Annotated in this window: 28 protein-coding genes and 1 tRNA gene; 17 read left to right on the forward strand and 12 right to left on the reverse strand. The window is 62.0% G+C overall.

From position 1 onward, the window contains the following. Window positions 1-59: 59 nt before the first annotated feature. The 6 genes from SynA1528_RS04080 to SynA1528_RS04105 all read left to right on the forward strand — a co-directional run bounded on the left by SynA1528_RS04080 (window position 60) and on the right by SynA1528_RS04105 (window position 4,362). Entirely contained in the window at window positions 60-695 is a 636-nt protein-coding gene (locus SynA1528_RS04080) for a DUF3318 domain-containing protein (RefSeq protein WP_186587816.1), read from the forward strand. Next, a complete protein-coding gene (rsfS, locus tag SynA1528_RS04085; protein ID WP_186587817.1) occupies window positions 688-1,050 on the forward strand; it encodes a ribosome silencing factor in 363 nt (120 codons plus the stop codon). The genes SynA1528_RS04080 and rsfS overlap by 8 nt, the downstream gene beginning before the upstream one ends. A 5-nt stretch (window positions 1,051-1,055) precedes the next feature. Beyond that, window positions 1,056-1,550, forward strand: coding sequence for a CGLD27 family protein (locus SynA1528_RS04090; protein WP_186587818.1), 495 nt, complete (start codon window positions 1,056-1,058; stop codon window positions 1,548-1,550). Window positions 1,551-1,568: 18 nt separating this feature from the next. Next, window positions 1,569-2,546, forward strand: a complete 978-nt coding sequence (locus tag SynA1528_RS04095; protein WP_186587819.1) for an asparaginase — start codon at window positions 1,569-1,571, stop codon at window positions 2,544-2,546. A 48-nt stretch (window positions 2,547-2,594) separates the two neighbouring features. Further along, window positions 2,595-2,671, forward strand: a tRNA-Met gene (locus SynA1528_RS04100). A gap of 47 nt (window positions 2,672-2,718) precedes the next feature. Further along, a complete protein-coding gene (locus SynA1528_RS04105) occupies window positions 2,719-4,362 on the forward strand; it encodes a GMC oxidoreductase (protein ID WP_186588268.1) in 1,644 nt (547 codons plus the stop codon). Here SynA1528_RS04105 and SynA1528_RS04110 read toward each other — a convergent pair. After that, window positions 4,343-4,609 carry a DUF2811 domain-containing protein gene (locus SynA1528_RS04110; protein ID WP_186587820.1) on the reverse strand — a complete coding sequence of 89 codons (267 nt, stop codon included), beginning with the start codon at window positions 4,607-4,609 and terminating at the stop codon, window positions 4,343-4,345. The two genes, SynA1528_RS04105 and SynA1528_RS04110, sit on opposite strands and share 20 nt — an antisense overlap. 388 nt (window positions 4,610-4,997) lie before the next feature. Further along, window positions 4,998-6,053, reverse strand: coding sequence for a sirohydrochlorin chelatase (locus SynA1528_RS04115; protein ID WP_186587821.1), 1,056 nt, complete (start codon window positions 6,051-6,053; stop codon window positions 4,998-5,000). Between the two features lie 49 nt (window positions 6,054-6,102). Here SynA1528_RS04115 and SynA1528_RS04120 point away from each other — a divergent pair, with 49 nt between their 5' ends. Together SynA1528_RS04120 and SynA1528_RS04125 are read left to right on the forward strand one after the other, a co-directional pair. Beyond that, complete coding sequence (locus SynA1528_RS04120) at window positions 6,103-7,308, forward strand: FAD-binding protein (protein WP_186587822.1); 1,206 nt, start codon at window positions 6,103-6,105, stop codon at window positions 7,306-7,308. A gap of 32 nt (window positions 7,309-7,340) precedes the next feature. Then, on the forward strand, window positions 7,341-8,900 hold the full coding sequence (locus SynA1528_RS04125; RefSeq protein ID WP_186587823.1) for a SulP family inorganic anion transporter: 1,560 nt from the start codon (window positions 7,341-7,343) through the stop codon (window positions 8,898-8,900). Window positions 8,901-8,914: 14 nt separating this feature from the next. Here the strand turns inward: SynA1528_RS04125 and SynA1528_RS04130 are convergent, their stop codons facing one another. Continuing rightward, entirely contained in the window at window positions 8,915-9,217 is a 303-nt protein-coding gene (locus SynA1528_RS04130; RefSeq protein ID WP_286187897.1) for a hypothetical protein, read from the reverse strand. A gap of 111 nt (window positions 9,218-9,328) precedes the next feature. Between SynA1528_RS04130 and SynA1528_RS04135 the strand changes: the two genes are divergently transcribed. Genes SynA1528_RS04135 through SynA1528_RS04155 form a run of 5 tightly spaced genes read left to right on the forward strand, consistent with a single transcriptional unit; the run spans window position 9,329 to window position 13,182 of the window. Continuing rightward, a complete protein-coding gene (locus SynA1528_RS04135) occupies window positions 9,329-10,390 on the forward strand; it encodes an amino acid ABC transporter substrate-binding protein (protein WP_186587825.1) in 1,062 nt (353 codons plus the stop codon). Beyond that, window positions 10,390-11,280, forward strand: coding sequence for an ABC transporter permease subunit (locus tag SynA1528_RS04140; protein ID WP_186587826.1), 891 nt, complete (start codon window positions 10,390-10,392; stop codon window positions 11,278-11,280). The genes SynA1528_RS04135 and SynA1528_RS04140 overlap by 1 nt, the downstream gene beginning before the upstream one ends. Next, window positions 11,280-12,254, forward strand: a complete 975-nt coding sequence (locus SynA1528_RS04145) for an amino acid ABC transporter permease (RefSeq protein WP_186587827.1) — start codon at window positions 11,280-11,282, stop codon at window positions 12,252-12,254. Before SynA1528_RS04140 ends, SynA1528_RS04145 begins: the two co-directional genes overlap by 1 nt. Then, window positions 12,251-12,991: an amino acid ABC transporter ATP-binding protein gene (locus tag SynA1528_RS04150; protein ID WP_186587828.1), complete on the forward strand. Its 741-nt coding sequence runs from the start codon at window positions 12,251-12,253 to the stop codon at window positions 12,989-12,991. The genes SynA1528_RS04145 and SynA1528_RS04150 overlap by 4 nt, the downstream gene beginning before the upstream one ends. Continuing rightward, a complete protein-coding gene (locus SynA1528_RS04155; protein WP_186587829.1) occupies window positions 12,991-13,182 on the forward strand; it encodes a hypothetical protein in 192 nt (63 codons plus the stop codon). The genes SynA1528_RS04150 and SynA1528_RS04155 overlap by 1 nt, the downstream gene beginning before the upstream one ends. On the opposite strand, the gene SynA1528_RS04160 is transcribed toward SynA1528_RS04155, so the two are convergent. Both SynA1528_RS04160 and SynA1528_RS13145 read right to left on the reverse strand, forming a co-directional pair. Then, entirely contained in the window at window positions 13,148-13,360 is a 213-nt protein-coding gene (locus SynA1528_RS04160) for a hypothetical protein (protein WP_186587830.1), read from the reverse strand. The genes SynA1528_RS04155 and SynA1528_RS04160 overlap by 35 nt on opposite strands. Beyond that, on the reverse strand, window positions 13,353-13,514 hold the full coding sequence (locus SynA1528_RS13145) for a hypothetical protein (RefSeq protein ID WP_222930193.1): 162 nt from the start codon (window positions 13,512-13,514) through the stop codon (window positions 13,353-13,355). The genes SynA1528_RS04160 and SynA1528_RS13145 overlap by 8 nt, the downstream gene beginning before the upstream one ends. Before the next feature lie 76 nt (window positions 13,515-13,590). On the opposite strand from SynA1528_RS13145, the gene SynA1528_RS04165 reads away from it, so the two are divergent. Together SynA1528_RS04165 and SynA1528_RS04170 are read left to right on the forward strand one after the other, a co-directional pair. Continuing rightward, window positions 13,591-14,508: an AEC family transporter gene (locus SynA1528_RS04165; protein ID WP_186587831.1), complete on the forward strand. Its 918-nt coding sequence runs from the start codon at window positions 13,591-13,593 to the stop codon at window positions 14,506-14,508. Window positions 14,509-14,557: 49 nt separating this feature from the next. After that, window positions 14,558-14,755 carry a hypothetical protein gene (locus tag SynA1528_RS04170; protein ID WP_186587832.1) on the forward strand — a complete coding sequence of 66 codons (198 nt, stop codon included), beginning with the start codon at window positions 14,558-14,560 and terminating at the stop codon, window positions 14,753-14,755. A 22-nt stretch (window positions 14,756-14,777) separates the two neighbouring features. On the opposite strand, the gene SynA1528_RS04175 is transcribed toward SynA1528_RS04170, so the two are convergent. Then, a complete protein-coding gene (locus SynA1528_RS04175; RefSeq protein ID WP_186587833.1) occupies window positions 14,778-15,380 on the reverse strand; it encodes an alpha-ketoglutarate-dependent dioxygenase AlkB family protein in 603 nt (200 codons plus the stop codon). On the opposite strand from SynA1528_RS04175, the gene SynA1528_RS04180 reads away from it, so the two are divergent. Next, window positions 15,379-16,158, forward strand: a complete 780-nt coding sequence (locus SynA1528_RS04180) for an SGNH/GDSL hydrolase family protein (RefSeq protein WP_186587834.1) — start codon at window positions 15,379-15,381, stop codon at window positions 16,156-16,158. The genes SynA1528_RS04175 and SynA1528_RS04180 overlap by 2 nt on opposite strands. 53 nt (window positions 16,159-16,211) lie before the next feature. After that, the gene (locus SynA1528_RS04185; RefSeq protein ID WP_186587835.1) at window positions 16,212-16,541 is read left to right on the forward strand and encodes a DUF723 domain-containing protein; all 330 of its coding nucleotides are present in this window, start codon (window positions 16,212-16,214) and stop codon (window positions 16,539-16,541) included. Here SynA1528_RS04185 and SynA1528_RS04190 read toward each other — a convergent pair. The 6 genes from SynA1528_RS04190 to SynA1528_RS04215 are packed head-to-tail and all read right to left on the reverse strand — an operon-like array spanning window position 16,517 to window position 22,162. Then, window positions 16,517-17,410, reverse strand: a complete 894-nt coding sequence (locus SynA1528_RS04190) for a homoserine O-succinyltransferase (RefSeq protein WP_186587836.1) — start codon at window positions 17,408-17,410, stop codon at window positions 16,517-16,519. The genes SynA1528_RS04185 and SynA1528_RS04190 overlap by 25 nt on opposite strands. A 20-nt stretch (window positions 17,411-17,430) precedes the next feature. Continuing rightward, window positions 17,431-18,747: an O-acetylhomoserine aminocarboxypropyltransferase/cysteine synthase family protein gene (locus tag SynA1528_RS04195; protein ID WP_186587837.1), complete on the reverse strand. Its 1,317-nt coding sequence runs from the start codon at window positions 18,745-18,747 to the stop codon at window positions 17,431-17,433. Between the two features lie 31 nt (window positions 18,748-18,778). After that, window positions 18,779-19,447, reverse strand: a complete 669-nt coding sequence (locus tag SynA1528_RS04200; RefSeq protein ID WP_186587838.1) for a hypothetical protein — start codon at window positions 19,445-19,447, stop codon at window positions 18,779-18,781. A gap of 44 nt (window positions 19,448-19,491) precedes the next feature. Beyond that, the gene (locus SynA1528_RS04205) at window positions 19,492-20,424 is read right to left on the reverse strand and encodes a lytic transglycosylase domain-containing protein (RefSeq protein WP_186587839.1); all 933 of its coding nucleotides are present in this window, start codon (window positions 20,422-20,424) and stop codon (window positions 19,492-19,494) included. A 39-nt stretch (window positions 20,425-20,463) separates the two neighbouring features. Continuing rightward, window positions 20,464-21,045, reverse strand: a complete 582-nt coding sequence (locus SynA1528_RS04210) for a DOMON-like domain-containing protein (RefSeq protein ID WP_186587840.1) — start codon at window positions 21,043-21,045, stop codon at window positions 20,464-20,466. A 1-nt stretch (window position 21,046) separates the two neighbouring features. Continuing rightward, window positions 21,047-22,162 (reverse strand): phosphotransferase enzyme family protein, encoded by a 1,116-nt coding sequence (locus tag SynA1528_RS04215; protein ID WP_186587841.1) that lies wholly within the window; start codon window positions 22,160-22,162, stop codon window positions 21,047-21,049. Between the last annotated feature and the right edge of the window lie 26 nt (window positions 22,163-22,188).

Consider the following 22,188-nt stretch of genomic DNA (forward strand, 5'->3'; position numbering starts at 1 on the left):
ACGCTGCTGCCGGGGCACCTGGCCTCGCTACGGTTGGACCATGAGGACTTTCGGTTGCGATGAGTGAGCTCCAGCGCCTGAAGGGGTTGCTGCCGCCCGAAATGCAGAGCTGGGTGTTTGTGGAGACCGCAGCTGCAGTGGACCCACCTCTGATCACGCTCGAGGAGATCGGCCGTGATGAGGTGGAGATTCAGGTTGATCTTGATGCTTGGGACGCCATGGCACTGGATCACCGCAACCTGCTGTTTTGGCACGAGGTCGGCCGGATCCAGAACGACACGATTCCCCGTGACGGCTGGGAGATGGCGGCCCTGGCGATCGGACTGGGTGGTGCCATTGGAGAACTCTGGGTTCAGGACGGCCTGTTGTTGATGATGGCTCTCGGGCTGTCAGGCTTTGCCGGCTACAGGCTCTACCTGAAGAACAACTCAGAGAAGCGCCTGCAGGACGCCATCAGCGCCGATGAGCGTGCCATTGATCTGGCCTGCCGATTTGGCTACAGCGTGCCCAATGCGTATCGAAGTCTGGGGGGTGCCCTCAAGGAGCTCGTCGAACAAACCCGTAAGAAAAAGCGGAGGAGCTACTACGAAGATCGGCTGGAAGCTCTGCGAAAAAGTGCCAGCAAGGCCAGGGCTGAGATGGCCCAGCAGGAGGGTTCCCGCAGCTCAGTAACCAGCGAGAACGTTTATGGATAGTCAACAACTCGCGGATCTGGCCGCCGAGGCCTGCGATGACCGAAAGGCAACCGATATCCGTCTGATTCGTGTGGATGAGGTCTCAAGCCTCGCCGACTGGATGGTCATCGCCGGTGGGCAATCCGATGTGCAGGTGCGTGCGATCGCACGAGCGGTCGAGGATCGTTTGGAAACCGATGCGGAGCGCCTGCCGCTGCGTAAGGAAGGTGTGCAGGAAGGGCGCTGGGCGCTGCTGGATTACGGGGAAGTGATCGTCCACGTGCTGATGCCCGACGAGCGTGGTTATTACGACCTAGAAGCCTTTTGGAGTCACGGGGAGGCCAGGGCTTTCCTACCGTCACTTCATATCAACTGATCGGCATGGACGAGCTCGTCTCCTGCCCCGTACCGCCGGAGCAGAGACCGCTGGAGGAATTCCAGCAGCTCTCCCAGTCCTGGTTTTTCTCCTGGCCGACCGGAGAGGTGTCATCGCTCAAGCGCAGCTTGCTCATCAGCTGGATGTTGATGCTTCCCCTGTGCACTCTTGTTGCCAGTGGCAGTTTGACGTTGAAAGCTGATCCTCCCCGACTCGTCGTGGCAGGAGCTGTGGCTGCACTGGTGCTCCCCCTGCTGCTCTTGGTGCGCCAATGGTTGGGCTGGACCTACGTCATGCAGAGGCTTCTGTCCGAAAACGTGGATTACGAGGAATCCGGTTGGTACGACGGACAGACCTGGGAGAAGCCTCTGTCCTGGCGGACCCGAGATCTGCTGGTGGCGCGTCATGAGGTGCGTCCGATCCTGGGTCGTTTGGGCCGGGCCATGGCGATGGCCGCCGGTCTGATGCTGGGCGGTGCAAGCCTCTGTCAGGCTCTCTGAAATGCTCCTGCGACGGGAATGACCCTTTCCTCAGGATTCAGCGGGACACCCCGCTTCGGTACGCCGCCGCTGGCGGTCACCCTGAAGCGGGGGTGCATTGCTGAATCCGTTCATCGGGTGCACGCGGTGGTTTGTGACGGCCGTGGCCGGGTGTTGATGTCGGCTGGCGAGGCGGGTCTGGAGACCTTCATCCGCTCAGCTTTGAAACCGTTTCAGGCCCTCCCGTTCCTCAGCAGTGGTGCTGCGGCAGCGATGGAGGCGGGTGACCGTGGTGTGGCCATCAGCTGCGGGTCCCATTCAGGCAGTCACGCCCATGCCCGGGAGGCATTCAAATTGCTCTGGAACGCCGAACTTGAGGCCAGCCATCTGCAGTGCCCTGTGCCTTCAGGAGCGGAAAGTCCTTTGCAGCACAACTGCTCTGGAAAACATGCGGCGTTCCTGGCCACCAGTCGAAAAATGGCCTGGCCATTGGACACCTACCTGCAAAGCGATCACCCCCTCCAGGTGGAGGTCAATCGTCGTGTGGCCGAGCTGCTCGGGCTTCCTGCGGCAGAACTGGTGGCCGCCCGGGATGACTGTGGCGCTCCGACGTTGCGGCTGCAGTTGGCTCAGATGGCGTTGCTTTATGCCCATCTCGGTGCCTCACGCCACGCGGAACTGGAGCAGATCAGCCGGGCGATGCTGGCCCATCCGGAGTTGGTGGCAGGTGACGGACGATTCGATACGGAGCTGATGCGCCGCAGCCATGGCCAGGTGCTCTCCAAAGGTGGTGCGGAGGGGATCCAGTGCCTAAGCCGCGTCGGTGAAGGGCTCGGGGTCGCCATCAAGGTGGAGGACGGCTCCCGGCGGGCCAAGCAGGCCGTTGCCCTGCATCTTTTGCGGCAGCTGGAATGGATGACGCCTCTCGGCCTCGAAGAACTCGAGGACCAGGTCCTGATCGTCAACCCAGGCGTCAACCTGGAGGTCGAGGGGAGCCTGAAGTTTCAGCAAAGCTGAAGTCTTTCTGTGTCGGGCGACACCGACCTGTATGATTTTTGAGTGCTCCGCGGGGTAGAGCAGTCTGGTAGCTCGTCGGGCTCATAACCCGAAGGTCGGGAGTTCAAATCTCCCCCCCGCCACCAATTCTGATTGAATTCGAGATCCCCCTCGGGGATCTTTTTTTTTGTCCTTGCGCGTGCCGACAGCAAGCCAGACCGAGCGAATCAATGGTTCGTGGGATGCCATCGTCGTTGGCTCAGGCGCCTGCGGTGGGGTGGCTGCCCTGACCTTGGCTGAAGGGGATGCTCGGGTTCTGTTGATCGATGCAGGGCCGGATCTGACGCCACAGACGGCACTGGGTTCAGAGCCAGCCAATTCACTGCGACGGTTGGCGGGGGTGAGCAGTGGCAGCCATCGTCTGCAGGCCCAGCATCCCGGCTACTGGAAAGCCAATCCCCGGCTCTATGCCGATGAACGGCTCTATCCCTACAGCCATCCGCCGGATCGACCGTTCCTCTGGACCCGTGGCCTGCAGGTGGGTGGGCGCAGCCTCACCTGGGGTGGCATCACCCTGCGGCTCTCGGATGAAGATTTTGCGGGAATCGAAGCACCCGATGGAATAACGGCGTGGCCGATTCGTGCTGCTGATTTGGAGGAGGACTACGGCGCGCTGGAGAGGATGCTGAGGGTTCACGGCAGTCGAGACGGGTTGCCGCAGCTGCCTGATGGCGAAACTCAGGAGCCGTTGCCGTTGACGCCTGCTGAGCAGAGGTTTGCGGCGGCGTTGCGCGATCAACTGGCACTCCAGGTGATTCATTCACGAGGGTTTGGCCCCCATTACCCCGAACGGGATGGCCCCTGGCCGCGCTCCAGCAGTCGCGGCAGCACCCTCCCTCAGGCCATGGCCACAGGACGGGTGCAGTTGCTCTCCGGACATCTGCTGGAGCATCTTTTGCTTGAGAGCGGCAGCGAACGGGCGAGAGGTGCGGTTGTGGTTGATCAAGCCAACGGCAACCGTCGAACCGTCGTTGCCGATCTGGTGGTGCTTTGTGCCTCGACGATTCAGACCCTGGCCATTCTTCTGCGATCCCGGGAGCAGGGCCTGAAGGACCCCTCCGATCGTCTGGGCACACGGCTGATGGATCACGTCTCCACCAGCCAGTTCTTCTGCGTAGCGGAGTCGTCGACATCGCCCCAGCCCCCTCTCACCGGCGCTGGCAGCTTCTTTCTTCCGTTCGGTCGCCGCCTCGAAGGAGCCAAGTTTCATGGCGGTTATGGCCTCTGGGGAGGCATTGGTCGCTTTGATCCCCCGACGCTGCTGCGGCGTCGCCATGGAACCGTCACAGGGTTTCTGATCGGCCATGGGGAGGTGATGCCGCAGGCCAGCAATCGGGTCAGCCTGAGCGGTGCCGTGGATCGCTGGGGCGTGGCCGTACCCCACATCGACTGCCAGTGGAGCACCAATGAAGACGAGATGGTGGCGCATATGCGACGTCAGATGGGGACCTGCATCAAGGCTGCTGGTGGTGAGGCTCTCCCTCTGAAAGATCTTTTCCGGTTGCCCCTGATTGAACCCCTGCTGCAAGGTGCTGTGGCTCTCTCAGATGCTGCCTCTCCACCCGGGTACTACATCCATGAAGTGGGGGGTGCTGCGATGGGTGCTGATCCCTCCCTCGGCGTCGTTGACCCGTTCAACCGGCTCTGGGCAGCTCCCAACGTGCTGGTGGTGGATGGTGCCTGCTGGCCCACGTCCGCCTGGCAGAGTCCGACCCTCACGATGATGGCGATCACCCGTCGAGCCTGCCGCCGGGCCCTCAGGGGTGGCGGCGGCTGAACAGATCGTTGAGATAACGCTCGGTGACTGCGCGATCCTCACAACCGTTCTGAAACAGGAAGTGAGCGAGAGCTGAACTCATCACGCGGTATTGATCCCAATGGGGATGCTCGCCGATGAAATCCTTCATGCCGCGGTAGAGCACCTCTGGTATTTCCGCCTCCATGCTCACGTAGGACGCTGCAGCCTCAGCACCTTTTTCAGCAACGCCCATTTCGTGGCATCGCTCCAAGTAATTCCGATCCATTCAGCCTGTCAATCGCTCTTTGACATCACCAAGAAAGCCACATCGGACCGGGTTGCGTCAAAGCCTTTGACAATTTTGCAAAAACCTCTGAGACGGCATGAGACAGCTGTTCTAATCAGGGTTTAGCCGGACCTCTCCGTCGTGGGATCAGTCCGCTGATCGCTGGCATCCGCTATGTCAACCGGTTGATGCAGACGCTGCGAAGTCCACAACCTCCAAGTGGGTGGCCGCTTTACCGAAACCGGCTGTGGAAAAAAGCACCACTGCTGTGGAGAAATTGGTGAAGTGACGTTGCGGTTTTCACTGATCAGGAAAACTGATCTTCGCCATGTCCAGGATGTCGCTGTCGAGACCGGTAGCCGGTGTCACTGAAAACACCGCTGATCTCTTAAGGCTTCTGTGGAGAATCTTTTGATCCCAGGGTCCTGGGGCCCATGGGGTGGTCGGCATGGGGGTAAGGGGGGTGATGGTCGCCACCGTGATGGTGGTGATGATGGGGGATGGGAACACCATCCGGCTGGCAGGCCCCTGTGCATTCCCGTTCACACAGCGTGCAGCTTTCGGCCAGCCCTTCCACGTGGTGGTGGTGGCTCTCCTGGACTCGGCCGACATCCTGCTCAAAGCCCAGCACCTGAGCCCGGTACTTGCACAGGGAGCAGTTCATGGCGGTATCGCCTCGGAGAACCTCCTCCACCCGCTCTTTGAACGTGTCCACCACCAGTGGGTGTTGCCCGAGGTAGCCGGCGGAGAGAAAGTCCACCTCGGGGTGGTCCGCTGCCACCCGATCGGTGTGCTGGCGGATGCGGCTCACCAGAACCCCTGAAAACAGAAAATAGGGGACCACCACGATGCAGCGGAATCCCAGCTTCACCAGCTGTCGCAGGCCTGGTTCCACCAGGGGAAACGTCACGCCCGAGTACACCGTCTCACCCCAGCCGAAGCCGAAGCCTTCCACCAGCATTCGGGTGACTTTGGCCACATTGGAATTGGCGTCTGGATCCGAGGAGCCGCGTCCCACCACCACCAGCAGTGTTTCCGACAGCGGCACTGTCGAGGGGGCGCTCTCCAGGCATTCGCGCACCCGTGCTCCGGCCGCAGCAACCATCAGACGGTCCACCCCCAGTTCGCGGCCGTAATCAATCGGCAGCCCCGTTTCGGCGGTGTACGTGTTGAGGACAGACGGGATGTCGTTCTTGGCGTGCCCTGCCGCGAACAACATCGCTGGAATGGCGAGGACACGGGTCACTCCCTGCTGGCGCAGGGACTCCAGGCCATCCCGCAGGATCGGGCGGGCGAACTCCAGGTAGCCATGCTCCACCGGCATCGGTGCCAGCTTTGGTCGCAGGGCATCCACCATCTGCGCGAATTCTTCAACCGCCAGCCGGTTGCGACTGCCATGGCCGCAGATCAGGACGCCGAGTCGGTCGTTCGGGGATTCGGCCAAGGGGGCGTGCCACTGTTCGGTGTGAACTGACCCTATCGGTTGCAGCGGAATGGATCAGCTCCCTCGTCCCCTGTTCAACCCCCAGGCGGCAGATGCCGGGGCACGGGGCCTGTTGCAGCCAACCCCAGAGGATCTGCCGGGCCTTGTGGGGGGGTGGAGCGGTCCAAGGCCGTTGCGGGTCTGCAGTGGGGGCACCAGCTCCAGGGCTGCAGCGGCCGGTCAATGGACCGTGGATCTGCGCCGCACGATGGGCCGGATCAGCTTCAACCCTGCGGATCAGACGGTGCGCATCGGAGGCGGTTGCCGGATGGGGGAGGTGTTGGACCATCTCCATCCCCTGGGGCGCAGCGTGGCAGGGGGGCTGTCGGGCTGGCCGGGACTTGGCTATGTGCTGACCGGAGGCATGGGGCCGTTCAGCCGTGAGCTGGGCCTGGCGGTGGATCAGCTTCAGGCCATTGCAGGGGTCTGGGGCAGCGGTGAACCCTTCCTGCTGCGGCGTGATCACGATCACGCCACGGCGGAGTGGCGAGGCCTCTGCGGAGCCGCACCCTTCCTTGCGGTGGTGAGCCAGGTGGTGCTCAGCACCCAGCCCCTTCGCCCCTTCTGGATCAAGGTGTCGACGGGATCGCCCGATCAGCTGCCGGATTGGCTTGTCGCTGCGGAGGGTTCCCACCCCAGCACCAGCCTTCAGTGGAGCTGGGGCGGTGATGGCAATCTCAGGCGGCTGCAGGTGTCTGCCGTCGAACAGTCCGGATGGCAGCGGATTGATGGCCTGCATCAACTGCCCCCACTGACGCCGCCGCCCTTAGCGGAATCCCGCCTGCATGGCGAGGTGGTGGGTCTGCTCGGACCGGCCAACGGCGAGGGCTGGCGCCGCCTGCTGCCGGAGCTGCAGGATCTGATGGGGCGATGCCCCCATGCCGGCTGCAGCCTCTCCAGCCAGCAGCTCGGGGATGCCACCGCTGCAGTGCCGATCGAGGCCACGTCGTTCGTGCATCGCGATGCGGCCTGGAAACCCTGGATCACAGCGGTCTGGCCAGCCGGTGACCTGGAGGTGCGCCGCCGCAGCCTGCAGTGGTTGAACGAGGTGTGGTCCGTGCTGGAGCCGATCTGCCCTGGCGTGCATCTGGCGCAGTTGCACGACCATCTCACCTTCCATCAGCGGGAGTTGGACCTGGCCTTCGGGTCCTGGTTGCAGGGACTGCGTCAACTCAAGGCACGACGGGATCCTGACGGCACCTTGCCAGGGCTCTGATTTACGGTCCCCTCTGGATTCGGCATCCGGTGATGGCCCAGCGTTCCAGTCCAGCTCTGGTGAATCAGTGGTTCGCCAACCCCAGCAAGGATCTGCTGTCGGGCCTTGTGGTGGCCTTCGCAATGATTCCTGAGGCGATCGCTTTCTCAGGCATTGCCGGAGTTGACCCGAAAGTCGGTCTGTTCGGCGCCTTCTGTCTGTCGCTCACCATCGCCGTGGTGGGCGGCCGCACGGGGATGATCACCTCCGCCACCGGTTCGACAGCCCTGTTGATGACGGGCCTGGTCGCCACCGGGGAAGCCCGCGGCCCCGGGCTCGGGGTTCAGTACCTGATGGTGGCTGGTCTGGTGACGGGTCTGCTGCAGATCCTCTGGGGATACCTGCGGCTGGCGTACCAGATGCGGTTTGTGCCCCAGGGGGTTCTCAGCGGTTTCGTCAATGCCCTGGCGCTTTTGATCTTCCAGGCGCAGCTGCCGCAGCTGGGCCTGGATCTGCATGCCGGCGGCGATGGTCACGCCGGTGGTCTACTGCCGCACGGTGCACAGATTCCGATCGTCTGGGGACTGGTCCTGCTGGGTCTGGGGATCATCTACGGCCTGCCGAAGCTCACTCGGCTGGTGCCGTCTCAGTTGGTGGCCATCGTCGTGCTCACAGCCATCAGCATCGGCTTCAGCCTGGACATTCCCAGCGTCAGCAGTCTGGGAACCCTCCCTGATGGCCTGCCCAGCTTCACGGTTCCCTTCGGAGCCGGTGGTGTCCCGTTCAATCTCGACACCCTGGGCCTGGTGCTGCCGACAGCTCTCGCCATTTCTCTGGTGGGTCTGATGGAAACCTTCCTCACCCAGGACATCCTCGACGACAAGACCGATTCCACGTCCAACAAAAACGTGGAGGCCCGTGGACAAGGCATCGCCAATATCGTGGCGTCGCTGTTCGGGGGCATGGCGGGTTGTGCCCTGGTGGGTCAGTCGGTGATGAACATCGATAACGGCGGTCGCACCCGGCTTTCCACCCTGTTCTCCGGTATCAGCCTTCTGGCGATGATCCTGCTCGCCGGACCATGGCTGAAGCAGATCCCGATGGCAGCCCTTGTGGCGGTGATGATCAGCATCGCTGTCAGCACTGCCGACATCAACGGGTTGCGCAATCTGCGTCGCATTCCCAAGAGCGACACCTCGGTGATGCTGATGACCTTCGCCGTCACCATGCTCACCACGCCTCACAACCTGGCGCTGGGGGTATTGGCCGGTGTGGCCCTCGCCGGAATCCTGTTCAGCCGCAAGGTGGCCAAGGTCATTCAGGTGGAAGCGATCGATGTGAGCGATCAGGAGCGCCGCTATCGGGTGACCGGTCAGTTGTTCTTCGTGAGCAAGATCTACTTCCTGCAGGGATTCGATCTTCACGATCATCCCGAGCAAATTGTCATCGATCTCTCCGCGGCCCACATCTGGGATCAGAGTGGTGTGGCGGCGCTCGATCAGGTGATCCGCAAATTCAGGCTGGGGGGATCCGAGGTCTCCGTTGAGGGACTGAACGACGAAAGCCTGGATCTGTTTGAACGGATCGGAGGACAGGAGTCCGCCCACGCCTGAAGCATGGGTGAGGTTCAGTTCAGGGCCTGGGCGTCGTAGAGCACGGCCAGGCAGAGGCTCAGGTCATCCTGCATGGCACTCAAGCGACCTTCAATTTCGATGTCTTCAGGGTTCAGCTGGGAGTAACGCGAGGTGACGTCGTTCCCGATGCTCATCAACATGCAAAGGGTCTGCAAATCGCCGGATTCGCTGGCCCGGTGCTGAGCTCCATCCAGCAGAACCCTCAATAGCGCCATCTTGTTGTTGTAGGCCTCACGATCAGCAGCGTCCCAGGCCAGAACAGGCGTGGTCACCACCAGGCCGAGAAGCATCAGCATCAAACCAGGCAACGCTCGCATCACCAGGCCTAAACGCCCCTGGAAATTAGAGGCCTTCTCGTGATGTGGCCATGAATCTGGGACAATCCCACCCTATCCGTACCAATGCTGATGATCCGATCCAGCCGTCAACTTCTGATCGGAGCCATCGCGGTGGTGACCGGTCTGTTGGGGGGGTGCGCATCCCTGGAGGAGGCCGGCAGCTCACGGTTGGATCTGGTGAAGCAAAGGGATGAGCTTCTCTGTGGTGTGAGCGGCAAGATTCCAGGCTTCAGCTTTCTCAGTGCAGAGGGCACCTACACCGGGCTCGATGTCGACATCTGTCGGGCCATGGCCGCCGCCTTCCTTGGCGATGCGGACAAGGTGCAGTACCGACCGCTGACGGCGCCGGAGCGGTTCACGGCTCTGCGCTCCGGGGAAATTGATCTGCTGTCCCGTAACACCACCCACACCCTCAGCCGTGATGCGCAGGGTGGGAACGGTCTTGGCTTCGCTCCCGTGGTGTTTCATGACGGCCAGGGATTGATCGTGCCGGCCGACAGCGGCGTGACGACCCTGTCTGATCTGAGCGGCAAGGCCATCTGCGTTGGTTCAGGCACCACCACTGAGCAGAACCTCAACGACGCCTTCGAGTCCAATGGTATCCCTTACACCCCGATCAAATACCAGGACCTCAATCAAGTGGTGGGTGGCTACCTGCAGGGGCGCTGTCAGGCCATGACCTCGGATCGCTCGCAGCTGGCCGCAGCCCGTTCCGGCTTCAACGCGCCTGAAGCTCACGTGATTCTTGAAGACCGTCTCAGCAAAGAGCCTCTGGCACCGGCGGTGGTCGGCGGGGATCAGCGGCTTGTTGATGCCATGACCTGGGTTGTGTACGCCCTGATCGAAGCGGAGGAGCGCGGCATCACCCAAGCCAATCTCGATAGCCAGCTGCGTGTCGCTGAAGCGGATCCAAGCCAGGCGGCCCTGCGGCGATTCCTGGGGGTTGATGCCGGCCTGGGTCGCAAGCTCGGCCTGCCCGACGATTTCGTTTTGCAGGCCATTCGGGCCACCGGTAATTACGGCGAGATCTACGACCGCCACCTCGGGCCGCAGAGTCCGGTTGCGATCCCCCGTGGCGCCAATCGTCTCGCTGAGGACGGTGGCTTGATGATCGCGCCTCCGTTCACCTGATGCGCCGCCGTCGTCTGCTGCTGCAGCTGAGCCTGGCAGGGCTGTTGCTCGCTTTGGTCGGTTTGCTGATCAACAATCTGACCGTCAATCTGATCCGCACGGGCCTTGGCCTCGGCTTCGGTTGGCTGGGTCGGCCAGCGGGTTTTGCCCTTGCGGAAACAGCTCTGCCCTATGCACCCTCTGACTCTTATCTCTGGGCGCTGACCATCGGCTGGCTCAACAGCCTCAAGGTGATCCTCGCGGGTCTTGTGCTGGCCACGCTGCTGGGTGTCGCGGCGGGTGCGGCCCGCAACAGCACCAACCGGTTGCTGCGCAGTCTGGCGGGGACCTACGTCGCCCTGATCCGCCAGGTGCCGCTGCTGCTGCAGCTGTTGTTCTGGTACTTCGTGGCCTTCCTCGGTCTGCCGGCGATGCCCGTTGGCGGCTTGATTGAACTCTCCAACCAGGGGATTCAACTGCTGGGGCTGAATCTGAGCGTGGAGTTCTGCGCCGTTCTCACGGGTTTGACGGTGTTCACCGGAGCCTCCATTGCTGAAATCGTTCGCGGTGGCATCAATGCCGTGCCCCGGGGCCAATGGGAGGCCTTCCGCAGCCTCGGGCTGGATGAGGGGCTTGGCCTGCGGCGGATTGTGCTGCCCCAGGCCTTGCCGGCCATCCTGCCGGCACTGACCAGTCAGTACCTGAACCTCGCCAAGAACAGCACCCTCGCCATTGCTGTCGGCTACGCCGACCTGTATGCCGTCAGCGACACCACCATCACCCAGACGGGCCGTGCCATCGAAGGATTTTTGTTGCTGCTGTTCAGTTTTCTGCTGCTCAATCTGTTGATCAGCGGCGGCATGTCCGTTCTGAATGGGGCGGTGCTTGGTCGTCTGCGGAGGAGTCGCTGATGACGCGCTGGGCGGATCGATTGATCACGTTGCTGCTCCTGGTCCTGCTCGGATGGGGCGGTTGGGGCCTGTTGCATTGGCTGATGCATGGGGCCGAGTGGTCCGTCGTGCGTGCGAACCTGCCTCTCTATGCCGTGGGCAGTTACCCCTCCGATCAGCGCTGGCGACCGCTGCTCTGGATCGGGTCCTGCCTTGTGATGGTGGTGTTGACCTTGGTGGGCCCGAGGGGGGCGAGCTGGCGACGGTTCCTGCCCTCGCTCTGGATTGGCATGGCACCCCTGGGACTGTGGTTGCTGGCGGGCGGGCTGGGACTTCTTCCCGTGGGAACGCGCCATTGGGGAGGCCTCACCCTCACCCTGCTTCTCACCGCAGGCAGTGGCCTGCTGGCGCTGCCGCTCGGGGTGTTGTTAGCCCTTGGTCGTCGCAGTGATCTGCCGGTGCTGCGCTGGAGCAGCACGGCTTACATCGAGCTGATGCGGGCGGTGCCGCTGATTGCGGTGCTGTTTTTCGGGCAGCTGCTGATTCCCTTGTTCCTGCCGCCGGGGTTGGAGATCAACCGCGTGCTCCGGGCGGTGCTGGCCTTTGCCCTGTTCGCCGCGGCGTATATCGCCGAAGACGTCAGGGGTGGATTGCAGGCGATTCCACCGACGCAACGGGAGGCAGCAGCTGTCCTCGGTTTGTCCCCATTACAAACGCTGCAGCTTGTGGTGCTTCCCCAGGCGCTGCGCGTTGCTCTGCCATCGCTCACCAATCAGGCGGTGGGACTGTTGCAGAACACCAGTCTGATGGCGATTCTCGGCCTGGTGGAGCTGCTGGGAATCAGCCGCAGCCTTTTGGCCAACCCGGCCTTCATCGGCCGCTACCTCGAGGTGTATCTGTGGCTGGCTGCGGTTTACTGGCTGGCGTGCACGGCGATGGCTCTGCTGGCCCGTCACCTGGAAGTCCAGCTCGACCCCGTCCGATCCAACCGATGACCGTTGCTATCCGCGCCACCGATCTGGTGAAGAGCTACACCCCTGGGGTGAGGGCTCTGGACCGGGTGAGTCTGGAGGTCAACAACGGCGAGGTGCTGGTGGTGATGGGACCGTCCGGTTCGGGCAAAAGCACCCTGATTCGCACCTTCAACGGACTCGAGATGCTGGATGGTGGATCCCTGGATGTTCTGGGGGTGCGTCTGGATTCAGCCCATGCTGAGCCTCAGGTGCGGGCGATCCGACGTCGGGTGGGCATGGTGTTTCAGCAGTTCAATCTGTTTCCCCATCTCTCGATCCTCGAGAACATCGCGCTCGCCCCGGTGAAGGTGCAGAAGCGGCCAAAGGAGGAGGTGGAGCGACGGTCCTTGGAGTTGCTGGAGCAAATGGGCATCCAGGAGCAGGCACAGAAATACCCGGCACAGCTCAGTGGCGGCCAGCAGCAACGGGTGGCGATCGCCCGGGCTCTCGCCCTCGATCCTGAGGTGATGCTGTTTGATGAGCCCACCAGTGCTCTGGATCCGGAGCGGGTGAAGGAAGTGCTCGATGCGATGCGTCAGCTGGCCAGCGGCGGGATGACCATGGTGGTGGTGACCCATGAGATCGGCTTCGCCCGCGATGTGGCGGACCGGGTGATGTTCATGGACCAGGGACAGGTGGTAGAGACATCAGATCCGGAGACGTTTTTCTCGGCGGCCCGGGAAGAACGCAGTCGTCGTTTCCTCAGTCAGATGGTGTGATGCTTCAACACGTCGGCGTCACGCTGTTTCCCTCCCTCCCGCGGGCTTCGTTTCAGGACCTGATGGTGGTTCTTCTGATCATCGGCCTGATGGTTTCACCGTTCGTCATTCACGACCAGCTCCGCCGTCGTCGGGTGAGGCGATTCATGGCCCGGGTCAAGCAGCAGGAGAGGGATTCAACGCGACGATGACGTAGTCGATCCGATCGTCATCAGAACAGCAGAGGTCGCCGTAGTAACGCTCCAACTGCTCATAGGCCATGTCGTAACTGCTGTACGACTGACCCGTCAGAGCGTCACTTTCTCCGTCGCTGCGGACGATGCAGTGGGTTGTTGTTGGGCGATTGCGTTCCTGCTCTGCCTCAGCCATCTGCCAGGGGAAGTCGGGCCAGGGCACGCTCGGCTGCCAACAGTTCCCGTTCGGTGCTCATCCAGCTCTCATTGCCCAGGGGAAGATTCTGGACCTGGTCCGCGAGCAGCAGCATCAACTGTTCACAGCGTTCTCGAAGCTCCTGACGCAGCACGGCACGATTGGTAGACAGATGAAAGTTTGGCACGTGGGTGGGTGCTGCTTAGTTTCAATCGCTGGAGCGGTCAACCATGCTGCGTTTTCTGCTGTGGTTGCTTCCCGCTCTGCTGATCGGGTTCTGGTGCGGACGCAGGCGTCCCAACCTTTCAGCGCGTCTTGCGATCCCGGTGGTGCACTTCGGTGTTCCCATCAGCGTGATGGGTCTTCTGTTGAGAGGTGGGCTCGGGGGGCAGATGGTTCTGGCTGCGGCTCTGGCCGTTCTCGCCATCGCCCTGATGCTGCTCCTGGCCCATCGACTGCCGGGATTACACGGTCTTTCCGCCCGATCGATGCGGCTCGGCAGTTGCATCGGCAACACCGCCTATGTCGGCGTTCCCCTGGCGCTGGCTTTTCTGCCGACGGAGGCTCTGGCGATCAGCATCGGCTACGACCTTGGCGCAACGTTGCTCACCTGGAGTCTTGGTCCGGTGTTCATCGGTGGCGCTCGTTTGGATCGTTCGACGGTCTGGAGCGGCTGGTTGCTCAGCCTGAGCAGTAGTCCCGCAACCCGGGGGCTGCTGGGGGCGCTTCTGGTGCAGTGGACCCCCTGGCGTTTTGCTGTTGCCGAGGCGCTCTGGTGGCCCTCCAGGGGCGTGATCGTTGTGGCGTTGATGGTGGTGGGCATGCGGCTGGGGAGCCTGTCCGGCGAAGTCGTGTCGTGGTCGCCGCTGCGCCTGGGGCTGATGCCCCCGATGCTGGTCAAGCTTTTGTTGTATCCAGGGCTGCTGCTCCTGTTGGGGATCGGATTGAGGCTCGATCCCGTGATGATTCAGGCCATCGCCTTGCAGGGTGCTGCGCCGACAGCGATTTCCCTGTTGTTAATTGCCGAGTCGGTTGGTGTTGATCAAGAGCGAGCGGCTGGACTTGTGTTCTGGAGCACTGTTTTGTCGTTGATCACGGCTCCGGCATGGGGGATGGCGCTGTCCTTGTTGATGCCAACTGGAGGATGAATGCACTGATTCATATTCATTCAGGCGGATTACGGGAGAACACAATTCCTTGGTCAATACGTTTTGTGAAGAGGCGGCGATCCGCCGGTATTCAGCCCTTGTGACGGTCCGTCAACTGTCGGTACATTGGCAGGGTAGGGATCGGGGATTTGAGATGCAGCAGGTGGATCTTGTCGGCTCTTTGGGGCTTGTTCTATTGATTTCAGCCTTAACGGTGCTGGGCTATCGCATCAATCACGTTGTTTGATTTTGAGCGGGGTTTTGTCTGCTTAAACAGCTTGAAAACAGCGAAAGGTGAGATTGATTCTGGGGGTTGTAATGCGTTTGCGCTGCGGTACACCATGCAGCCAATCCTGTTGGCAACCTGGATGCATCACGAGCAGATCGCCACTGCTCAAAGTCAGTGTGTGGCGGTGCTGTTTCTGATGACGGTGGCGCAACTGAAAGTCTCGACTTGAACCCAGGGAAAGAGACGCGATCGGTTGGCTTTGATCGATTTCTGCTTCGTCATCGGCATGCCAGCCCATGCGGTCTTCACCGTGGCGGTAGAGATTCAGCAGGCAACCATTGAATCGACATCGGCATGCCGTGCTGACCTGATCCAAGAGCGGTACGAACCAGCTGGGCCAGCCTTCTCCGCAGTGTTGGGTGCCGCTGTAGCGATAGGACACGTCGTGTTCTGCCAGGAACATCGTCAGGCGCGGTACCGGGTGGTGGCGGCCATAGACCTGAACGATCGGTTGCTGCCACTGGATTCTGTCCATCAGCATGGATTCCCAATGGTTGGCGTTCACCGGCAACAGCCAATTGCGGCGGAGCGTCCAAGGCAACGAGGACGACGCAGACTGGTTCTGTGACTCCGTCTCGCCCATGACATCAACCTTGTTGATTCTTGGCGACAGCCTGATGGATGCCGGTAACGTGTCGCGTGCCACGGACGATCTGGTGCTTGGGGAGCAGATCGCCATTGCCATGGGTGGTGATCCAGAGGATGTTCAGTTGTTTCCCCTCCAGGATTCTCTCCGCCCTCAGTCGGCTCAGCTTCACAATTACGCCCATGGGGGAGCCCAGTCCGGTTCCGGGTTCAAGCAACAGGTGCGGGCTGTTCGTCGACATGCCGATGTTTATCAGTCGCTGAGCGATGTGGATCTGTTGATCTCTGCTGGAGCCAATGATCTTCTCGATCAACTGGAGGACAGCTCAGCTTTCATGGCAGCGCTCGACACGGAGGATCGACGTGATGATCGTCAGTTGATGCGCAGGAATGCCAAACGAATCGCTTGCAATCTCCGGCGTGGGGTCGATCGGTTGACCGGTCTGGTGGATGACGTTGTGGTCACTGGAGCCTTCCCGCTGACGGCAACCCCTGAGGTCCAGTCGTTGGCTGATGCGTTCGACTCGGCAACGTTCGATCGCCTGGTCGCGATCGTGGATGGCATCGGCGCGAAGGTTCAACGCAAGCTGGAACGCCACTTTGCTTCCAATGACTCTGTTGCCGTTCTGAACCTCAAAGCGGCGTGGGACAGACTTGAAGCCCCTGACTTTGTTGATGCGGTGCACCCCAGCAGCGAGACGAGTCGAGAGCTGGCGGACTTGATCGTTCCTGATCTGGTCCAACAGCTGAACAGCTTCGGCTTCGCGGAAGGATGACGTCCCATGAAGGGACTGCAGCTCACCAGGGCTCTTCCCATACATTCCTAGGCATGGGAGCTCGAATCACACAGGACGAATTTCTCAAGCGCGCTAGGCAGCGTTTCGGTGATCAGTTCGATTACAGCCAGATCATCTGGAGAAGTTTCAAGAGCCCGGTGAAGATCCACTGCACGCATCACCCGGTTCAGGAGATCACGATCACTCCGGAGAAGCACCTTCAGACCCTGGGAGGTTGCCGGCATTGTTTGCGGGAGAGACGGATCGTTGCCCTGGAGCGGGAGCTCAACCGCAGGTCTGCACCGGAACGGGTCCTTGCGGTGCAGTCCGAGCAGTCCGATTCGGTGCAGTCCGAAGCTCAGGCGCTCAAGCTCACCCGCTGATAGCAGAACCACAGCCACTGCTGAAACAGCAGGTTGCGATGGGATCGCCAGGAGGTCTGGGGGTGGTCGGCATCGAAGTTCTCCGGCGGCGGCACATCTCCCCGGGCCCGATCCCGTTCCATTTCTCCCAGAATTCGCCCCACGTTGTACTCCGGATGACCGAGGTGCATCAGCTGGCGCTGGTCCGGTGTTTCGAAAATGGTGTAGCCGACGTTCTGTCCGTAGGCCAGCAGCCTCAGTCGGCCCTGGCGCTGAGCTGACTCCATGGCGCTGTCGGGCAAGCCGGCGTGGCGGCTCTGAGGACAAAGAAACCGATCGTCCTGGGTCCCCATCAGGGGATGCCCTGGAATCAGGCTCCGCAACGGGTAGATGCCGAACAGCTTGCGATCGAACGGCACCTTGTCCACCCCTGCCAGATAGGCGAGAGCAAAGCCGGCCCAGCACAGCCCCAGCGTGCTGGCACAGCTGTGGCGTGCCTCGTCGATCAGTTCCACCAGTTCCGTCCAGTAGGTGACCTGCTCGAAGGGCAGGTGTTCCACCGGTGCGCCAGTGATGATCAGCCCGTCCAGTGGTCCCTGGGCCAGCGCTTCCTCCCAGCTCACGTAGAGATCCTTGAGGTGCTCATGATCCCAGCTTTTGTAGGCATGGGAAGCGAGCCGGATCCACACCGGTTCGATCTGCAGAACCGACAGCCCGAGGGGGTGGAGCAGGTTGAATTCGTACTGCTTGCCCAGGGGCATGATGTTCAGAATGCCGATCCGCAGGGGCCGGATGTCCTGACGCTCCGCCTGGGCGGGTTCGATCCAGGAGATCCGGTTGCGTTCGACGGCACCGATCTTGTGGTAGTCGCGGGGAAGAATCAGTGCCATGGGCAGGTCGGCGTCGTCAATCAGGCAAGGGCCTGTTCGAAGTCAGCTTTGATGTCGTCGATGTGCTCGAGCCCCACGGAGACGCGAACCATGGTGGGGGTCACGCCAGCTGAAGCCTGCTCCTCTTCACTGAGCTGCTGGTGGGTTGTCGAAGCCGGATGGATCACCAGGGTTTTGGCATCCCCCACGTTGGCGAGATGACTGGCCAGTTGAAGGCTGTTGATGAAGCGCACCGCATCGTCGTATCCGCCCTTGAGCGAGAACATCAGCATGCATCCCATGCCCCGGCCTGTCAGGTACTTCTTGGCAGCGGCGTGATACGGGTCGCTGCTCAGGCCCGGGTAGCTCACATGCTCCACCTTGGGGTGGGAGGCCAGCCAGGTGGCGAGGGCCATGGCGTTCTCCGTGTGGCGCTCCACCCGCAGGCTGAGGGTTTCCAGTCCCTGCAACAGCAGGAAGCTGTTGAAGGGGCTGATCGCCGGACCCCAGTCCCGCAGACTTTCGACCCTGGCTCGCAGGGCAAAGGCGACGTTGCGGTTGTCCGGGACGCCCAGCATCTTGCACACATCACTGCCGAAGCCGAAGGCATCCCAGTGGACGAGGCCGTGGTACGCCGCGCTGGGTTGGCTCATCAGCGGGAATTTGCCATTGCCCCAGTCAAAGGTGCCGGCATCAACGATCACGCCTCCGAGACTGGTGCCGTGGCCACCGATCCATTTGGTGGCGCTTTCCACCACCACATCCGCGCCGTGGTCGATCGGACGCATCAGGGCTCCACAGGCCCCCAGGGTGTTGTCGACGATCAACGGAATCCCGCGCTCCTTGGCCAGAGCTGAGAGGCCTTCGAAATCGGGGATGTTGAAGCGGGGATTGCCCATCGCTTCGACGTAGAGCCCCTTGGTGTTGTCGTCGATCTGAGCAGCGAAGCTGTCCACGTCGTCGCCATCGGCGAAGCGCACGTCGATGCCCAGCCGAGGGAACTGCACCTTGAACTGGTTGTAGGTGCCGCCGTAAAGGAACGACGTGGAGACGAAGTTGTCTCCCGCCTGCATGCAATTCGTGATGGCCAGGAACTGAGCTGACTGGCCGGATGCTGTCGCCAGTGCAGCCATCCCCCCTTCCAGGGCCGCCACCCGTTTCTCGAACACATCCGTCGTCGGGTTCATCAGACGGGTGTAGATGTTGCCGAATTCCTTCAGCCCGAACAGGTTGGCGCCGTGCTCGGCGTCATTGAAGACGTAGGAGCTCGTCTGGTAAATCGGCACCGCTCTGGCGTTGGTGGCCGAGTCCGGAGACTGGCCGGCATGCAGCTGGAGGGTTTCGAAACGCTGAGACATCGGGCCGGAAGTGAGCGGCTATCCCTCTGTTCTAGTCATGGGACAGCTCAGGTTTGTCCGTATCCGCCAGCGAGGGGAACGTGCTGCGGATCAGGTTGTGAATCGCGTCATGGGCTTCGGCGTGGAATCCCCCTCGCGCCTCAGCGCTGAGGATGGGATAGGTGCGGTCGCTGCCATCCCCGTCCCGCAGGTGTTTCCAGCGGTTGTTCTCCTTCTCCTTCAGAGCATTGAGAGCTGCTTCGAAGTGAAAGGCTTTGACGTTGCCCAGGGCTGCCACCTGGCTGGCCAGGGTTTCGCGAATCGGAGCCAGGGCCTTGGCTTTCAACGTGTCGGGCAACCCCAGGACCGGTTGGTAGTGATCCAGGATTCTGAGTTCAGCCTCCAGCATCACCGGCCAGGCACCGGTTTCTCCATCGGCCAGCCCCATGTCGGCTTCCGCCTGCTGCATGGCCTCCAGGTGGAAGCGCAGCCAGCGGTAATAGGTTTTGTCCTTGATCGGTTTCTTGGCCGCCGCCCGTCCGGACAGAATCGCCGGGAGGGCGTTCTCCGCCTTGCGCAGGAACAGCCGATCCTCCCGCTCGAGGTTCATCGCCCCCCAGCGCTGGCGATACTCCCAGAGCTCGACATACCGGGACACATCGGGTCCATTCCAGCCCAGACCTTTCAGCTCTTCACCGCGGTGGGAGAGTTCCTGCGCCACGCCCTGCTTCGTTTGACGGATTCCTGCAGCGTAGTGGGCAGGCCTCAGGACGCCGGTGGACGGCTTTCAGGTTTCTGGCGGAGGTAGTCCTGAACCGAGATCGGGCGCTGCTGCTGGTAGCCGACGGGAAGCCAGAGGTCGCCGGCGTCAGCGTTGAAGTGAATTTCCCAGTGGTACAGCCCGGTGTAAGCACGCGGGTCCTCCTTGATCAGGGAGGCATACAGAAGAACGGCGCGTCCGTAGTAGTCACTGTTGTTGTACCCCCAGAGACCACGCCGAATGTCCTTGAGACCTCCCCGGCGGACCAGGTAACGAGCGGCGGCCTGAATCGCGTCGTGGGGATCACGGATGTTGCCGGCGCCGATGCCGGGCTCCGCCCACGTGGTGGGCAGGAACTGCATCGGTCCCTGGGCATTGGCAACCGACACGCCGTCGATGCGTCCCATGCCGGTTTCGACCAGATTGACCGCCGCCAGCACCTCCCATTCGATGCCGGTCGCTGCCTCGGCTTTTTTGTAGTAGCTGATGAGCTTGTCGGCAGGCTCCGGCGGAATGATCCGCCAGGCCGGCAGGGTGGAGGGGCCACGGCCGCGGCTCATGCTCAGGAATTCCCGACGGGCCGCCAGGTGTCGTTCTGCAATGCTCCGCCATTGCGTTGGAAGGGCGGCCAACACCGCAGCCGAGCGAACGGGGTCCTTGGAGAGCACCCGATAGATCACCTGTTGCCGATGCCCCAGATCCGGCAGATCAGCCTTGGCTGTGGACGGGTCCCGCAGGGCTGCTTCCACGGATGCCAAAAGGGTGGCGGCGGCCATCGGCTGGGCTGGAACGCCTGGATAGCGCCGTTGAACGGGTGCTGCAGCTGAAAGAGCAGGGCTGTTGGCGGTTGTGCAGATGCCCTGGTGCATCAGTTCGATGCTGATGGGACCGGCCACAGCCACCAGAGCTGCGGTGATCAGGACGGAATGACGTCCCATGGCGGAGCAAAGCCTTTCGGCCGAAGCTACCGGTTCTGCCTAGGCCTGCAGGAAGGTGCTGCGGTCGTGGAAGTCGGCCCGGCTGTCGCCATGGCGCAGGGCCCAGTGACTGATGCCGTTGGCGCCTCGATCCAGCACCGTGGTGAGGGCCAGCTCCGGGCAGCGTTCATCCGGCCACCAGGGGGACAGATCCAGCTGGGCATCGAGACGAAGCTGGTGATGCCAGCGGCGCAGGGTGACCTCCGGTGGGCTTTGCAGGGGCTGTTGACATTGGCCCGAGCGGTAGCCCTCGAACCGGTAAAGCGCCCAGTCCCCGTTGGGGGCCAGGTTGATCTCCCAGTAGCCGGGCTGATCCGGAAGGGCGAGAAATGCCTCGAAGCAGGTGGTGGTCCAGAGCTCATCGCGGCGCTGCCCGGCCACCTGAGGACCATCGATCAGACCGTCAGGCACCACGAGCTCATTAAGGCCGGAAGCCGCGGCAGCCAAGACGCCGAAACTGAGCTCCAGTTGACCGTTCCGGCTCCAGATCAGTTCACCACTCACCTGGAGCGCCTGGGGAACGGAGCGTTCAAACGGAACCAGGCGGGAGGCCTGAAGCAGCATCACGGCGGGGCGTGCCATCTCAGCAACCCGCCAGGCGATGCACCATGGACTTGATCTGCGGGAGCTGCTGCTCGACCGACTCGGTCAGGCGGAACTGCACGGCAGCTCTCTGGAGGTTGTGGCCGGGACGCTCGGTGCGGAAGTAGACGTCCCCTTCCAGATGATCCGTCAGGAAGCGCAGGCCGAGTTCCAAGGGGATCAGACGAATGCAGTCCGGAAGGTAGTGCAGATCCCAGTCACTGAGAAAATGTCGAGCCACGGAGAGATAACCCTCAAGGATCGACTCACACAGTTCGAGGTCGAAGCGCACCGTATGGAGTTGGTCGGTTTCTTCGCCGGAGGGGTTGCAGCAGGAGCGCAGGCAATCGCCGATGTCGTAGTGGACCAGTCCCGGCTTGACGGTGTCGAGATCGATCAGTCCGACGGCATGCCCGCTGGTTTCATCGATCATCACGTTGTTGATCTTGGGATCGCCGTGGATCGGGCGCTGCTGCAGCTCTCCGCGTTGAAGAGCAGCTTCCAGAACATCGATGCCGTGACGCCGTGCCTCGATGAAGGCGCCGGCGGCACAAACGCCCGGGCCCTCGGAATGGCACGATTTGATGACGGTGTCGTAACGGTGCAGATACGCCGGCGTAACATGAAAGTTCTCAAGCGTGTCCTTCAGCTGGTCTGCGGGGAGGTCGCTGATCAGGCTGTGGAACATGCCCAGCCCGTAGCCCACCTCGCGAGCGTGATTGCGGTCGAGAATCACATCCGTGGTGGTGGCAGCACCGATGTAGGTGATGGAACGCCAGAACTCTCCGTCCTGCTCCACCCAGTGCCCTTGTTGCCGGCAGCGCACCACCTGGGGCACTTCCCAGCGGCGGCCGCAGAGTTCCGCTGGTGGTGAAGCCAGTCGTCGCTGAACGTGGTCTCCAAGGGCCACAAGGTTGTGCATCACCAGCTCGGGGCGTTCAAACACACGCCTGCTGAGCCGCTGCAGCACAAAAGAGCCTGCAGGGCCGCTGGGGCGATGGCCCTGGTGGGTCACCAGGAACGTGTCGTTGACGTTGCCTGACCCGAGGGAGCGGATGGCCGTGATGCGTTCGCGGGGATGAAAGCGACCCGCGATGGCTTCAACGGCCTGGCTCAAGGGAATCTCAGTGGTCTCAGGCTGCA

The organism is Synechococcus sp. A15-28, from assembly GCF_014280175.1.
In the GTDB taxonomy this organism is placed as follows: Bacteria; Cyanobacteriota; Cyanobacteriia; order PCC-6307; family Cyanobiaceae; genus Parasynechococcus.